This window comes from Streptomyces sp. NPDC012637 (assembly GCF_042954805.1).
Taxonomy (GTDB): Bacteria; Actinomycetota; Actinomycetes; order Streptomycetales; family Streptomycetaceae; genus Streptomyces.
Map to the genome: position 1 here is coordinate 621,443 of NZ_JBIBDS010000003.1, position 15,110 is coordinate 636,552.

A 15,110-nucleotide genomic window follows, 5' to 3' on the forward strand; every position below is an offset into this window, starting at 1 on the left:
CGTCCCGGAGCCCGTCCGGCGACCCAGGACCGGCTCCGCCGGACCCGCCCCGGTCCTGAGCTCTCGGTGAACGCCCCTCCCGGGGCAGGGAGGCATCGGGCAGCATGGGCCCATGTCCGTATTGACGCGCGACGAAGCGCAGACCCGTGCCCAGCTCCTCGACGTCCACCACTACACCGTGGACCTCGACCTCACCACCGGCGACGAGACCTTCGGGTCCACCAGCCTCATCCGGTTCAGCGCCCGCGCCGCCGGGACCACCTTCGTCGAGCTCAAGCCGGACACCCTCCACTCCGCCGTCCTCGACGGCGAGCCGCTCGACGCCGCCACCCTGGACGGCAACCGGCTCCCGCTCACCCTCACCGAGGGCGAGCACACCCTGTCCGTCACCGCCACCATGCGCTACTCGCGCACCGGCGAGGGCATGCACCGCTTCACCGACCCCACCGACGGCGAGACGTACGTCTACACCCAGCTGTTCATGGAGGACGTCCAGCGCGTCTTCGCCGCCTTCGACCAGCCCGACCTCAAGTCCGTCTTCGAGGTCTCCGTCACCGCGCCCGAGGACTGGACCGTCCTCTCCAACGGCATCACCGAGCAGCAGCCGGACGGCCGCTGGAAGGCCGCACCCACCCCGCTGCTCTCCACCTACCTCGTCTGCGTCGCCGCCGGCCCCTGGCACTCGGTCCGCACCGAGCACGCCGGCCTGCCCTTCGGCATCCACTGCCGCCGCTCGCTCGCACCCCACCTGGACGCCGACGCCGACGAGATCCTCGACGTCACCAAGGCCTGCTTCGACCGCTACCACGAGAAGTTCGACGAGCCGTACCCCTTCGACTCGTACGACCAGGCCTTCGTCCCCGAGTTCAACGCCGGGGCCATGGAGAACCCCGGACTCGTCACCTTCCGCGACGAGTTCGTCTTCCGCTCCGCCGTCACCGACACCGAGCGCATGACCCGCGCCATGGTCATCGCCCACGAGATGGCCCACATGTGGTTCGGCGACCTCGTCACGCTGCGCTGGTGGGACGACATCTGGCTGAACGAGTCCTTCGCCGAGTACATGGGCTACCAGACCATCAACGAGGCCTGCTCCGACCGCTTCGCCGACACCTGGATCGACTTCGGCGTCACCCGCAAGTCCTGGGGCTACGAGGCCGACCAGCGGCCCTCCACCCACCCCGTCGCCCCGGACCCCGACGCCGTCCCCGACACCGCGTCCGCGCTGCTCAACTTCGACGGCATCTCCTACGCCAAGGGCGCCTCCGCACTGCGGCAGCTCGTCGCCTGGCTCGGCGAGGAGGACTTCCTCGCCGGCATCAACATCCACTTCAAGCGCCACAAGTTCGGCAACGCCACCCTCGCCGACTTCATCGACAACCTCGCCGCCGCCACCGACCGCGACGTCCACGCCTGGGCCGAGCAGTGGCTGCGCACCACGGGCGTCGACGTCCTCACGCCGCGCCTCGAAGGCGAGGGCACCAAGTGGCGGCTCACCGTCGACCGCCGCGGCAGCCGCCCGCACCGGCTCTCCGTCGGCGTCTACGACCACGACGCGGCCGGCGACCTCGTGCTGCGCGAGCGCGTGTGGGCCGACGTCCCGCAGGAGGCCCCGATCCCGCTCGACGGCCCGCGCCCGGCGCTGGTCGTCCTCAACGACGGCGACCTCACCTACGCCAAGATGCGCTTCGACGAGGTGTCCGAGGAGAGCGGGCTGCGCGGCATCTCCCGCATCCCCGACCCGCTGACCCGCGCGGTCGTCTGGAACGCCCTGCGCGACATGGTCCGCGACGGCGAACTCGGCGGCACCGAGTACCTGGAGTTCGCCGCCGCGCACCTCCCCGAGGAAACCGAACTCGCCGTCGTCCAGGGCGTGCTCGGCTTCGCCCGTACGCAGATCGCCGACCGCTACGTCTCCGAGGACGAGCGGCCCGCCGCCCTCGCCACGCTCACGGCGATCACCCGCGACCTGCTGCGCCGCACCGAGGACGGCGAGGCACCGGGCCTGCGCCTGACCGCCGTGCGCGTCCTCGTCGACAGCGCGACCACACCCGACAAGATCGCCTCCTGGCTGGAGGAGGGCACCGTCCACGGCGGCCCCGAGCTCGACCCGGAGCTGCGCTGGCGGATCCTCGCCCGGCTCGCCGTCCTCGGCGCGACGGACGAGGCCGCCATCGCCGCCGAGCTGGAGCGCGACCCCAGCGCCACCGGCCAGGAGGGCGCGGCCCGCTGCCGCGCCGCGCTGCCGACGGCCGAGGCGAAGGCGGCCGCCTGGTCCGCCATGTTCGACTCCGACGACCTGTCGAACTACCTGTTCACGGCCACCGCCCAGGGCTTCTGGCAGCCCGAGCAGGCCGAGCTGCTGCGCGACTACCTGCCCCGCTTCTACCCGGACGTCACCGCGATGGCCCAGCGACGCGGCCCCGCCATGGCGGAGGCCGCCGGCCGCCGGGGCTTCCCGTCGTACGCGGTCGACGCGGAGTCCCTGGCACTCGGCGAGCGCCACCTCGCGCAGGACACGATGATCCCGGCCCTCCACCGCCAGCTGACCGACCAGCTGGACGACCTGCGCCGGGCCCTTCGAGCACGCGGCTAGGGACAGGGCCGAGGGCGTGTCTTCCGGATCGGGCCGGGCAGACGCGCGCGCCGGACGCCGGAACGCCGGCAAGATCCGCAAGACACGCCCCGGCGCCCGTCCCCCTTTCGGGTCACACCACCACACTCTCCGGACAATCCCCGACAACCCCCGGCACCCTGTCGTCCATGCGTGCCATACCCCTCGCCGGAGGCGCTCACGGGCCGGAAGCCCTGCGCCCGTTGCTCGACATCGTCCTCGGGGCCCTGCGCGACGGCGCCGCCGCGCGCGGCGGCCCGCTCCCCGACGGAGGCGCCGACGCCGTGGCGCGCCGGGTGCGAGAAGCCGTCGGCGCCGTGCTGCCACAGGACGGCACCGGCCAGGACGAGGCCCTCCGAACGATCGTGCGGACGCTCGCCGCCGGTGCCGCCGACCCCGCGCACCCGCTCTGCGCCGCGCACCTGCACACCCCGCCGCTCGCGCTCGCCGTCGCCGCCGACCTCGCCGCCTCCGCGCTCAACCCCTCCCTGGACTCCTGGGACCAGGCCCCGGCCGCCTCCGCACTCGAAGCCCTGGTCACCACCACCCTGGCAGCCGAGGTGTTCCCCGGCGCCCCGGCGCCCGACGCCCTCGTCACCACCGGCGGCACCGAGTCCAACCAGCTCGCCCTGCTCCTCGCCAGGGAACGGCACGGCACCGTCCGCACCGTGATCGGCGCCAATGCCCACCACTCCTTCCAGCGCGCCGCCTGGCTCCTCGGCCTGCCCGAGCCGGTCGTCGTCCCCACCCCCCGCGGCACCCTCGACCCGGTCGCCCTCGACGAGGCCCTCACCGGCCTCGCCGGGCGGCCCGTCCTCGTCGCCGCGACCGCCGGCACCACCGACGCCGGACTGATCGACCCGCTCCCGCGGATCGCCGAACTGTGCGCCGCGCACGGCGCCGAGCTCCACGTCGACGCCGCCTACGGCGGCCCCGCCCTCTTCAGCGACACCCACCGGCACCTCCTCGACGGCCTCGGCCACGCCCGCACCGTCACCGTCGACCTGCACAAACTGGGCTGGCAGCCGGCCGCCGCCGGACTCCTCGCCGTACGGGACGCCGCCGACCTCGCCGTACTCGAGCACACCGCCGACTACCTGAACGCCGACGACGACACCGAGGCCGGACTGCCCGACCTCCTCGGCCGCTCCCTGCGCACCACCCGCCGCCCCGACGTCGTCAAGACCGCCGTCACCCTGCGCGCCCTCGGCCGCACCGGCCTCGGCGCGCTCGTCGACGCGTGCATGGACCAGGCGCGACACCTGGCCGACCTCGTCGAAAAGGCACCGGCCCTGGAGCTGTACGCCCGGCCCACCCTCACCACCGTCCTCCTCCGGCCGTACGGCGCCCCCGACGAGGCCGTCGCGGCCATCCGCCGCACCCTGCTCACCGAGGGCCGCGCCGTCCTCGGCCGAGCCGCCGCCGACGGCCGGCTCTGGCTCAAGGCCACCCTGCTCAACCCCCACGCCACCCCCGGCGACCTCGAAGAGATCCTCACCCTCGTGGAAGGCAGCACCCACCGATGACCGGCAGCACCCCGCAGCACGACCTCGACCGTCCGCACGACCTGGTGGGCGTCGGCATCGGCCCGTTCAACCTGTCGCTCGCCGCGCTCGCCCACGGCGTCCCCGGCGACCTCGCCACCGCCTTCTACGAGCAGCGCCCCGCCTTCCAGTGGCACCCCGGGCTCCTCATCGACGGCTCCACCCTCCAGGTCCCCTTCCTCGCCGACCTGGTGACCCTCGCCGACCCGGCCAGCCCCTGGACCTTCCTCAACTACCTCCGCTCCCGCGACCGGCTCTTCCCGTTCTACTTCGCCGAGAAGTTCCACATCCACCGCGCCGAGTACGACGCCTACTGCCGCTGGGTCAGCGAGAAGGTCCCGGGCCTGCACTTCGGCCACCAGGTCGACTCGGTCCGCTGGAACCCCGAACGCCGCCTCTTCGAAGTCGACTTCACCCAACTCGACGCCGACGGCGAGGCCGAGGCCCTGGGCCGTTCGTACACCCGCAACGTCGTCCTCGGCGTCGGCACCGAACCGTACGTCCCCGAACCCCTCAAGCCCCTCGCCGACGCCCCCGGCGTCCCCGTCATCCACTCCGCGGACTACCTCGCCCACCGCGAGTCCCTGCTCACCGCCGGCCACGTCACCGTCATCGGCTCCGGCCAGTCCGGCGCCGAGGTCTTCCTCGACCTGCTCCGCGCCCGCCCGGCCGGCGCGGAGAAACTGCACTGGCTGGCCCGCACCGAAGCCTTCGCACCCATGGAGTACTCCAAGCTGGGACTCGAGCACTTCACGCCCGACTACACCCGCTACTTCCACGCCCTGCCCGAACCCGTCCGCAACGAACTCATGCCCCGCCAATGGCAGTTGCACAAGGGCATCGACGCCGACACCATCACCGCCATCCACGACGAGCTCTACCGCCGCACCCTGCACGGCGGCTGGCCGGACGCCGTCCTCACGCCCGGCGTCCGCGTCCGCACCGCCGGCCGCGTCGCCACCACCCAGGTCGAGCTCCACCTGGAGCACGTCCAGCAGTCCACCCGCTCCCGGCTGACCACCGACGCCGTCGTCCTCGCCACCGGCTACCGCGAACGCCCGCTCGACCGGATGCTCGCCGGACTCGACCCCTACCTGCGCCACGACTCCACCGGCCGGGCCCGGATCGACGCCGAGTACCGGCTGGTCCTCGACGAGTCGGTCAGCGGCTCGGTCTACGTGCAGAACGCGGAGCGCCACACCCACGGCGTCGGCGCGCCCGACCTGGGACTGGCCGCCTGGCGCAGCGCGGTCATCCTCAACTCGGTGACCGGCAAGGAGCCGTACCCGCTGCCGCGCCGCACCGCCTTCACCACCTTCGGCCTGGACGCGCGAGAGGCGCCGGGCATTCCGGCCCAGGGCCAGAAGCTGACGCCTCTCGTACAACACTGACGCACGGGGTACGGACCCACTAGAACACCGGGACGCCGTCCCGGGTCAGCTTCCAGTCCACCGACGCGAAGGCCGCCGGGTCGACGGTGCCCTTCGCCTTCACCCACTGGATGATGGTGTTGCGGATCTCGTCCGAGTTCGACCACAGCTTCGGAGCGGCGGCGACGTGCGGGAAGGCGCCGCCGCCGTTCGCCCGGTAGTTGTTGACGGCGAACACGAACCGCGCCGCCGGGTCGAGCGGCTCGCCCTGGAAGGACAGGTTCACGATCCGCGAGCCGGCCGGCTTGGCGATGTCGATCTCGTACGTCAGACCGGACACGGCGTCGTAGTTGTAGTCCGGAGTGCCGTTCGCGTTGGTCAGCTTCGCGGTGTCCACCGGAGCACCCGCCGCGGTCTGCACGTAGTACCGCGCCGAGAACTCCAGGTAGTCCTTGAGCTGGGCACCCGTCATCAGACGGGCCTCCATCGTGTTCTCGAACGGGTAGAGCCCGGCAGCGTCCTTGATGGTGATCTGCCCGGACGGGATGCGCGCCGTACGCGAGAAGCAGGAAGCCTGCGAGAGCACCGGCAGGTTCGCGTACTCGCCGCCCGCCAGGGCCGCCTTCACCGTCTCGGCCTGCACGACGTTGATCAGGTCGATGATCGGCTCGTCCTTCCACGGCGCGTCGGCCGTGGTCATGACGGCGGTGGACGTGCCGATGACCTGGTTGACGTACTCCACGACCTTCTTGTGCTCGTCGGAGAGCAGCGCCGTGATCTCCGGGTCCTCCGCCACGGTGTTGGAGTTGAGGACCTTCGCGCCGACCTTCTCGACCACCCAGCGGCCCTTCTGCCACACCAGGTCGAAGTCGAAGAGGGTGAGGCGCTGACCCCACTTCAGCGGCTCGGACAGAACGACGTCCTTGCCGGTCTCCTTGTTCGTGACCCTGTACTCGGGGATCTCGGTGTGCGCGTGGCCCACGAGGATCGCGTCGATGCCGGGGACCTGCTCGGCGACCAGACCGGCCGCGTTCTCGATGTACGGGAGCTGGTCGCCGTAAGAAGAGGTGCCGCTGGAACCGGAGTGCGCGGAGACGATCACCACGTCGGCGCCCATGGAACGCAGCTTCGGCACCCACTTCGCGGCCTGCTCCTCCAGGCCCGGGAAGACCATCTGACCGGTGACGTTGGCCTTGTCCCAGATGGCGATGCCGGGGTTGGTGAGACCGAGCACGGCGACCTTGACGTCACGGCCGTGCGGGGTGCGCAGGCAGTGCATGCTGTACGGCGGGAAGGCCGGGCGCAGCGTCTTCGCGTCGAGCGCGTTGGCGCCCAGCAGCGGGAAGTCGCACTGGTCCTGGAACTTGCGGAGCACCGGGATGCCGTAGTTGAACTCGTGGTTGCCGAGCGCGGCCGCGTCGTAGCCGATGGCGTTCATGGCCTGGGCCATCGGGTGGACGGGGCCGCCGGCCTGGGTGATCGGGTCGACCTTGGCGTAGTAGTAGGACAGCTGGGTGCCCTGGATGGTGTCGCCCGCGTCGATGAGCAGCGTGTTGCGACGGCCCTTCTCCTCGCGCACCTGGTCGACCAGGGTGGAGATCTTCGCGAGGCCGACGTCGTTGTGGGCCTTGTCGTCGAACTCCTTGTCCGTGAAGTAGTCCCAGTTGAAGACGTTTCCGTGCAGGTCGGTGGTGCCCATCACGGTGAACGAGTACCGCTTCGCCGGCCGGGGGCGGGCATCGTGGGCCTCCGCGGGGGCGGCCGCCCCCGCGGTGAGTGCGACTCCGGCTCCGACGGCGGCGGAGCTCTCCAAGAAGGCCCGGCGGTTCAGCGGCATGTGCGTTTCTCCCCTTGTGATCTGCGGCGCAGGCGCCCTTCAGTGGCGCACAACGCGCGTAGATTCTGGCTCAGACCGCACTGTCGCAACAGCCCTTTCGGGTTACGGAGTGGGAAAGTGTTCGGTATGACACAGCCGCACCCCACCCCCGAAGCACCCCAGGTGACGGTCCGCGGCGAGGGCCGTCTCGAAGTGGAGCCGGAACTCGCCCGCATCGGCGTGTCGGTACGCGCCAGAGGCACCGACCGGACCGAAGTCCTGGCCACCCTGACCACCCGCAACGCCGAGGCGATCACCCTGATCAAGTCGTACGGCGAAGCCGTCGCCACCCTGGAGACCGGCGCCCTGTCCGTCACACCCGAGCCGGTCCGGCACGGCCGCGGGGAACGGGTCCGCGCCCACCAGGGCTGGGTGCACCTCACGGCCGAGCTCACCGACTTCTCCGCCCTGGGCGAGCTGACCATGCGCCTCGCCGACCTGGAGTGGACACGGGTCGACGGCCCGTGGTGGTCCCTGCGCCCCGACTCGCCCGCCCACGCGGAGGCCCGCCGCATGGCGGTACGGGAAGCGGTGCGGCGGGCCCGCGAGTACACGGACGCACTCGGCACCTCGCTGGCGGCACTGCTCGAACTCTCCGACACGGGACTCACGCCCGGCATGCCCACGCCCGCCGGCGGAATGCGCATGGCCTTCGCCGCGGAAGCGACGGAAACGCCCGCCCCGCTCGATCTGGAACCGCAACGGCAGACGGTCACCGCGGAAGTCGCGGCACGATTCACGATGACGCCGCCCGCACTCTGAGACGAACGGCTTTTCGGGCCTTAAACCGCTCATCGGAGCAGCCCGCCGCACAAATTCAAGACTTGTCAACAACCTTTCACGGAAAGGTTGTTGAGTAGTCATGCCCAGCCACCTCGCTACCCGCTGGTAAGGCCTAGGCTCGCCCTATGCGCCGAGCAAAAATCGTTTGTACCCTTGGGCCCGCCACCGAAACATACGACCAGATCAAGGCATTGATCGAGGCCGGAATGGACGTGGCCCGCTTCAATCTCAGCCACGGCAGCTACGCCGAACACGAAGAGCGCTACCAGCGCGTCCGCAAGGCCGCCGAAGAGACCGGCCGCAACGTCGGCGTCCTCGCCGACCTTCAAGGCCCGAAGATCCGCCTCGGCCGATTCCGCGAAGGCCCCGTACTCCTCGAACGCGGCGACGACTTCACCATCACCGTCGAACCCGTACAAGGCGACCGCCACACCTGCGGCACCACCTACGCCGGCCTCGCCGACGACGTCACCACCGGCGAACGCATCCTCGTCGACGACGGCCGCGTCACCCTCGAAGTCACCTCCGTCGACGGCCCCCGCGTACACACCCGCGTCATCGAAGGCGGCATGGTCTCCGACAACAAGGGCCTCAACCTGCCCGGCGTCGCCGTCTCCGTCCCCGCCCTCTCCGAGAAGGACGTCGACGACCTCCGCTGGGCACTCCGCACCGGCGCCGACGTCATCGCCCTCTCCTTCGTCCGCAGCGGCCGCGACGTCGAGGACGTCCACCGCATCATGACCGAGGAAGGCCGACGAGTCCCCGTCATCGCCAAGATCGAAAAGCCACAGGCCGTCGAGAACATCGACGACATCGTCGCCGCCTTCGACGGCATCATGGTGGCCCGCGGCGACCTCGGCGTCGAAATGCCGCTGGAGCAGGTGCCGATCGTCCAGAAGCGCGCGATCAAACTCGCCAAGCGCAACGCCAAACCCGTCATCGTCGCCACCCAGATGCTCGACTCGATGATCGACAACTCCCGCCCCACCCGCGCCGAAGCCTCCGACGTCGCCAACGCCATCATCGACGGCACCGACGCCGTCATGCTCTCCGGCGAAACCAGCGTCGGCAAATACCCGATCGAGACCGTCCGCACCATGAGCCGCATCGTCGAAGCGGCCGAGGAAGACATCCTCGCCAAGGGCCTGCCACCCCTGACCGAGCGCAGCAAGCCCCGCACCCAGGGCGGCGCCGTCGCCCGCGCCGCCGCCGAGATCGGCGACTTCCTCGGCGCCAAGTTCCTCGTCGCCTTCACCCAGTCCGGCGACACCGTCAAACGCCTCTCCCGCTACCGCTCACCCATCCCCCTGCTCGCCTTCACCCCGGACCCGGCGACCCGCTCCCAGCTCAACCTCACCTGGGGCGTGGAGACCTTCCTCGGCCCGCACGTCGACTCCACCGACGCCATGGTCGCCCAGGTCGACGAGGAACTGCTGCGCATCGGCCGCTGCAAGAAGGGAGACATCGTGGTCATCACGGCCGGCTCGCCGCCCGGCGTGGCGGGCTCCACCAACATGGTCCGGGTCCACCACATCGGGGACCCCGTCGCGAACTGAGGCTCAGTACTTGGGGCCGACGTGGGCGTCCATGAGGGCGACGGAGGCCCTGCGAGCAACGGAGATGTTGTACGGCCTGCCCGCACGCGTGCAGTGCGTCCACTCGACGCCCAGCTTGTCGAGCGTGTCGGTGTAGAGGCGCCGGATGTCGTCGGAGACATTGGTGAAGAAATAGCGGACGTACTCGTACCGCTTCTTCTCGCCTCGCACGACGCGACTCGCCCAGTTGATCAGCCGACACCCGTCGGAGTGGATCAGCCCTCGCACGAACTCCCACGGGTGCGCGTCGACGATCTCCTGCTGCCAGGGCTCGAGCACGATGCGCCGCTCGTGCTTCTTGCCGGGGCCGTGCTGGGGGAACAGGCAGACCCAATGCTGGGTGTAGGACTTCACCTCGACGCAGCCGGTCTTGTGTCGCCTCCCGGTGCGGGGCCGGGGCATCACCCTGCGCATGGCGTCCTCGGCCGCGTCGATCAGGCCGGTCTGGGTCGCGTTGCAGTAGATGGACAAGTGGTGCTGCTTGTGACGGGAGACGATGTGGCCGTCACCGAGGTAGAGGCCGAGCAGGTACGCGTACGCGACCTCGTCGAACTCCGTTCCCTCGCAGCGGGGGCACTGTGCACTCGCACGGCGACTGCCCGGACTCTCGCCACGTTTGGCCAGGTCGATGTGTTTCCAATAGCTGATGGTGCCGTACGGCACACTCAGCCTCCGCGCGACATCGCAGTTCCGGGCCCCGCCGCGGAGAAGTGTGAGCGCCTGCTGTCGTACTTCAGTTCCATGGAAGTTCATACGGCCACTTTGCGTGGCCAACCGTGTCTCTGTGTAACAAAAAGTGGAGATTCACGAGAATGTGAACCTCCACTTCAGCTGTACCGGGTGCGGGACTCGAACCCGCAAGCCCTCACGGGCAGAGGTGTTTGAGACCTCCGTGTATACCGTTCCACCAACCCGGCCAGATAACTGATCGGAGTGTACCCGGTGCGTAAGCCCTGTGGCAGCTAGGTACCCTTCATGTGCAGTACCGCCTTTACCGAGGCCTTGAACGAGGAGCCCGCGTGACCGCCCCCGAGTCGCCCCAGCCCGCCGCCGACGACGACGCCGCGACCGCGTCGCACGTCCCGCCGCTGACGACCCGCGTCGTCATCGCCGAGGACGAGGCCCTCATCCGCCTGGACCTCAAAGAGATGCTGGAGGAGGAGGGCTACACCGTCGTCGGCGAGGCCGGTGACGGGGCCCGGGCCGTCGAGCTGGCCCGCGAGCACCGCCCCGACCTCGTCATCCTCGACGTGAAGATGCCGGTCCTCGACGGCATCTCGGCCGCCGAGAAGATCGCGGGCGAGTCCATCGCCCCGGTCCTGATGCTCACCGCCTTCTCCCAGCGCGAGCTCGTCGAGCGCGCCCGGGACGCCGGCGCCATGGCGTACCTGGTGAAGCCGTTCAGCAAGAGCGACGTGGTGCCGGCCATCGAGATGGCCGTCTCCCGCTTCGCGGAGCTGCGTGCCCTGGAGAAGGAGGTCGCCGACCTCTCGCAGCGTCTGGAGACCCGCAAGCTGGTTGACCGTGCCAAGTCGGTCCTGCAGACGCAGTACGGGCTGACCGAGCCGGCGGCGTTCCGCTGGATCCAGAAGACGTCGATGGATCGCCGGATGTCGATGCAGCAGGTCGCGGAGGCGGTCATCGAGGACGCCGAGGAGAAGAAGGCCGCCAAGGCCAAGGATCAGTAGCGCCGGGGGGCATGAAGCCCCGCGGACATGAAGAAGGCCCGCCCCACGTCGTCGTGGGGCGGGCCTTCTGCCTTGAGTGGCGGCTACTCCTCGCCGAGGTACGTCTTGCGGACGTCGTCGTTGACGAGCAGGTCCTGGCCGGTGCCGGACAGCTTGATCTTGCCGACCTCGAGCACGTAGGCCTGGTCCGCGAGGGACAGTGCGGCCTGGGCGTTCTGCTCGATCAGCAGGATGGTCATGCCCTCCGCCTTCAGGGTGGCGATGGTCTCCATGATCTTCTGCATCATGATCGGGGACAGGCCCATGGAGGGCTCGTCCAGCATCAGCAGTTTGGGCTGGGACATCAGTGCCCTGCCCATCGCCAGCATCTGCTGCTCGCCGCCGGAGAGGGTGCCGGCGGCCTGCTTGCGGCGCTCGCCCAGGATGGGGAAGAGGTCGTAGGCGCGCTGGATGTCCCGCTCGATGCCGTCCTTGTCGCTGCGCAGGAAGGCGCCCAGCTGGAGGTTTTCGGCGATGGTGAGCCGGGGGAAGATGTGCCGGCCTTCGGGGGAGTGGGCGAGGCCCAGGGAGACGACCTTGTGGGCGGGGACGCCGTTGAGCGCCTGGCCGTCGAAGGTGATCTTGCCCGAGGTGGGCTTGAGGAGGCCCGACAGGGTGCGCAGGGTGGTGGTCTTGCCGGCGCCGTTGGTGCCGATCAGGGCGACGACCTGGCCCGCCTCGACGGAGAAGGAGATGCCCTTGACGGCCTCGATCTTGCCGTAGGCGACCCTGAGGTCCTCGACCTCGAGAAGAGCGGTCACTTGGAGTCTCCTTCGGTGGTGCTGTGCTCGTCGGCCGCGTCCGCCGGAGCCGCGTCGGCGGGCTCGGCGTCGTCGGCGTCCGCCGGAGCGTCCTCGGCCGCGGCCTCGTCCGTCTCCTGGGCCGACTCCTCGGCCGTCTCCGCCTCGTCGGCGGCGGCCTCGGTGGCTTCGGCGGCCTCCTCGGTGGCTTCGGCGGCGGCCTCGGCCTCCGCGTGGGCCTCCGCGGCCTCGACCTCGGCGACCTCGGCCTCGCCCGGTGCGCCCTCGTAGGGCGTGCCGAGGTAGGCGGCGACGACGCGCTCGTCGCCCTGGACGACCTCGGCGGTGCCTTCGACGAGCTTTTCGCCTTGGACCAGGACGGCGACGCGGTCGCACAGCTTGAAGATGAACTTCATGTCGTGCTCGATGACCAGGACGGCGATGCCGCGGTCGCGGATCGCGAAGACCAGCTCCTCGGTGGTGCGGGTCTCGCTCTGGTTCATGCCGGCGGTCGGCTCGTCGAGCAGCAGGAGGCCGGGGTCGCTGGCGAGTGCGCGGGCGATCTCGAGCTTGCGCTGTTCGCCGTACGGCAGGTTGCGCGCGAGGTGTTCGGCCTTGTTGGCGAGGCCGACGAACTCCAGGAGTTCCATGGCTCGTTCGCGGGAGGCGGCTTCCGCCTTCTTGAAGCCGGGGCCGCGCAGCAGCGCGGACCACAGGCCCTCCTTGGTCCGGGTGTGGCGTCCGACGAGGACGTTTTCCAGGACCGTCATGTTGGAGAAGAGGCGGATGTTCTGGAAGGTGCGGGCGATGCCGGCCTGGGTGACCAGGTGGGGCTTGGGGGGCAGGACCGTGCCCTTGTAGCTGACCTGGCCTTCGGTCGGGACGTACAGGCCGGTCAGGCAGTTGAAGAAGGTGGTCTTGCCGGCGCCGTTGGGGCCGATGAGGCCGACGATCTCGCCCTCGCGGACGGTCAGGTCGACATCGCGGACGGCGGTCAGACCGCCGAAGCGCATGGTCACGCCGCTGGCGTCGAGGACGGTCGCGGCGGTCGCCGTCTTGGCGGCACCGGTCTCGGTGGTGGTCGTCATGTCGTTCACGCCCCCGCCTTCGCCGTGCCGTCGGCCTGCGTGTCCGCCTCGGCGGACTGGCGCTGCTCCGGTACGGCGAGCTGGTCGTCGTCGTTCTCGTGGAATTCCAGCTGCGCCCGCTTGTTGGCGATGAGGCCTTCGGGGCGGAAGCGCATGAGCAGGATCAGGGCGATGCCGAAGCCGAGCAGCTGGTAGTCCTGGAGGAACTGCAGCTTGGCCGGGATCAGGAAGAGCAGGGCGGAGCCGACGATGGGGCCGGTGATCGTGCCCATGCCGCCGAGGATGACGGCTGCGAGCAGGAACGCCGAGTTCGGCGGGACGGGTCCGGCGAACACGTAGTTCTCCGGGACCACCGTGGTGTTGACGTGCGCCTGTACCGTGCCGGCGAGGCCGGCGAGGGCCGCGCCGAGGGCGAAGGCGACGAGCTTCACCCGGAAGCCGTTGATGCCCATCGCGGTGGCGGCGGTCTCGTCTTCGCGGATCGCGACCCAGGCGCGGCCGATGCGGCTGTTGCCGGCGCGGGAGAAGACGAGGACGACCAGTGCCATGATCAGGATCATGAGCAGGTAGTAGTTGGCGTACGCGCCGAGCTCGATGCCGAGGACGGTGTGCGGCTCGCCGAAGTTGTAGCCGAAGAACTCCAGCTGCGGGATGTTCGGGATGCCGTTCGGGCCGTTGGTGATCTGCGGGCCGGAGGTGCCGTCGAGGTTGCCCATGGCGATGCGGAAGATCTCGCCGAAGCCGAGGGTGACGATGGCGAGGTAGTCGCCGCGCAGTCGCAGGGTCGGGGCGCCGATGACGACGCCGAAGACCAGTGAGGCGGCCATGCCGGTGAGGGCGGCGGCCCAGAAGGGGAACTGGACTCCGAAGGCGGAGGAGGTGGCTCCGGAGACCAGGGCCGCGGTGTAGGCGCCGACACCGAGGAAGGCGACGTATCCGAGGTCGAGCAGACCCGCGAGGCCGACCACGATGTTCAGGCCGAGGGCGACGGTCGCGAAGATCAGGATGTTGACGGCGATCAGCGTGTACGTGTCGCCGCTCTGCTGGATGAACGGGAAGGCGATCGCCATCACGATGCTGGCGACGATGGTCACCTGGCGGTTGCGTGCGGTGATCTGTGCGAGGCGCTGGGTGAGGCCGGACTTGACCAGGGCCGTGGCGGCGGAGCCGACGAGGATCAGGTACGCGATGAAGAGCTGCGGTTCCGAGTCCTCGGTGTCGATGCCGAAGGTGACCACGTAGAGGCCGAGGGCGAAGACGGCGACGATGACGAGGATCTCGGCCCACGAGGGGAGCGTCTTGGCGGGTGCGGCCTTGTGGGTGTCGTCGGGCAGCCTGTAGGCGGCGATGGCCGGGACGGCGGCGGCGATGACGGCGACGCCGGCGCCGGGCTCGAGGTCCACCAGGGCGCCCAGTTCCACGATGATGGATATCGCGGTGAACAGGGTGGTGGCGAAGGTGCCCAGGGCCAGGATCCACAGTGCCTTGCGGGCGCCGGTCGGGATGAGCCAGCCGAGGCCCTTGATGCCGAGCGCGGCGAGGGCGTGGAGGCCCGTGAGTGCGGCTCCGACGAGGGTCAGCATCTGGAGCGGGGCCGGGTAGCCGTAGACCGTGAGGTTTCCGGGGAACTCGGTGGTCCACGTCCAGGCGAGGAAGGTGCTCGCGAGGGTCGCGACGGAGCCGGCGACGATCGTCCACAGCAGTGCGGCGGGCGCGACGGACGTCTTGGCCACGGTCGTGGTGGCTTCGGTGGTGATGGTGTTCTCGCTCATG

At 70.1% G+C, this 15,110-nt stretch carries 11 protein-coding genes and 1 tRNA gene; 6 read left to right on the forward strand and 6 right to left on the reverse strand.

The features are described 5' to 3' along the window. Positions 1–112 precede the first annotated feature (112 nt). The 3 genes from pepN (at position 113) to ACFY8W_RS15895 (ending at position 5,549) form a co-directional block, all read left to right on the forward strand. Positions 113–2,596 (forward strand): aminopeptidase N, encoded by a 2,484-nt coding sequence (gene pepN, locus ACFY8W_RS15885; protein WP_391105136.1) that lies wholly within the window; start codon positions 113–115, stop codon positions 2,594–2,596. Between the two features lie 167 nt (positions 2,597–2,763). Further along, positions 2,764–4,140 (forward strand): aminotransferase class V-fold PLP-dependent enzyme, encoded by a 1,377-nt coding sequence (locus ACFY8W_RS15890; RefSeq protein ID WP_391105138.1) that lies wholly within the window; start codon positions 2,764–2,766, stop codon positions 4,138–4,140. After that, on the forward strand, positions 4,137–5,549 hold the full coding sequence (locus tag ACFY8W_RS15895) for a SidA/IucD/PvdA family monooxygenase (RefSeq protein WP_391105140.1): 1,413 nt from the start codon (positions 4,137–4,139) through the stop codon (positions 5,547–5,549). Before ACFY8W_RS15890 ends, ACFY8W_RS15895 begins: the two co-directional genes overlap by 4 nt. Positions 5,550–5,568: 19 nt before the next feature. Here the strand turns inward: ACFY8W_RS15895 and ACFY8W_RS15900 are convergent, their stop codons facing one another. After that, positions 5,569–7,365, reverse strand: a complete 1,797-nt coding sequence (locus ACFY8W_RS15900) for a 5'-nucleotidase C-terminal domain-containing protein (protein ID WP_391105141.1) — start codon at positions 7,363–7,365, stop codon at positions 5,569–5,571. 126 nt (positions 7,366–7,491) lie between these two features. On the opposite strand from ACFY8W_RS15900, the gene ACFY8W_RS15905 reads away from it, so the two are divergent. After that, positions 7,492–8,166, forward strand: a complete 675-nt coding sequence (locus ACFY8W_RS15905) for an SIMPL domain-containing protein (RefSeq protein WP_391105143.1) — start codon at positions 7,492–7,494, stop codon at positions 8,164–8,166. Positions 8,167–8,312: 146 nt separating this feature from the next. Beyond that, positions 8,313–9,743: a pyruvate kinase gene (pyk, locus tag ACFY8W_RS15910; protein WP_391105145.1), complete on the forward strand. Its 1,431-nt coding sequence runs from the start codon at positions 8,313–8,315 to the stop codon at positions 9,741–9,743. Between the two features lie 3 nt (positions 9,744–9,746). Here the strand turns inward: pyk and ACFY8W_RS15915 are convergent, their stop codons facing one another. Together ACFY8W_RS15915 and ACFY8W_RS15920 are read right to left on the reverse strand one after the other, a co-directional pair. Then, positions 9,747–10,535, reverse strand: a complete 789-nt coding sequence (locus ACFY8W_RS15915) for a helix-turn-helix domain-containing protein (protein WP_391105147.1) — start codon at positions 10,533–10,535, stop codon at positions 9,747–9,749. Positions 10,536–10,616: 81 nt separating this feature from the next. Continuing rightward, a tRNA-Leu gene (locus tag ACFY8W_RS15920) sits at positions 10,617–10,699 on the reverse strand. Between the two features lie 102 nt (positions 10,700–10,801). Here ACFY8W_RS15920 and ACFY8W_RS15925 point away from each other — a divergent pair. After that, positions 10,802–11,470, forward strand: a complete 669-nt coding sequence (locus ACFY8W_RS15925; RefSeq protein WP_385694913.1) for an ANTAR domain-containing response regulator — start codon at positions 10,802–10,804, stop codon at positions 11,468–11,470. Between the two features lie 83 nt (positions 11,471–11,553). Here the strand turns inward: ACFY8W_RS15925 and ACFY8W_RS15930 are convergent, their stop codons facing one another. Genes ACFY8W_RS15930 through ACFY8W_RS15940 form a run of 3 tightly spaced genes read right to left on the reverse strand, consistent with a single transcriptional unit; the run spans position 11,554 to position 15,109 of the window. Then, positions 11,554–12,270 carry an ATP-binding cassette domain-containing protein gene (locus ACFY8W_RS15930; RefSeq protein WP_391105149.1) on the reverse strand — a complete coding sequence of 239 codons (717 nt, stop codon included), beginning with the start codon at positions 12,268–12,270 and terminating at the stop codon, positions 11,554–11,556. Further along, positions 12,267–13,337, reverse strand: a complete 1,071-nt coding sequence (locus tag ACFY8W_RS15935; RefSeq protein WP_391105553.1) for an ATP-binding cassette domain-containing protein — start codon at positions 13,335–13,337, stop codon at positions 12,267–12,269. The genes ACFY8W_RS15930 and ACFY8W_RS15935 overlap by 4 nt, the downstream gene beginning before the upstream one ends. Before the next feature lie 5 nt (positions 13,338–13,342). After that, positions 13,343–15,109, reverse strand: coding sequence for a branched-chain amino acid ABC transporter permease (locus tag ACFY8W_RS15940; protein WP_391105151.1), 1,767 nt, complete (start codon positions 15,107–15,109; stop codon positions 13,343–13,345). Position 15,110: the final 1 nt, after the last annotated feature.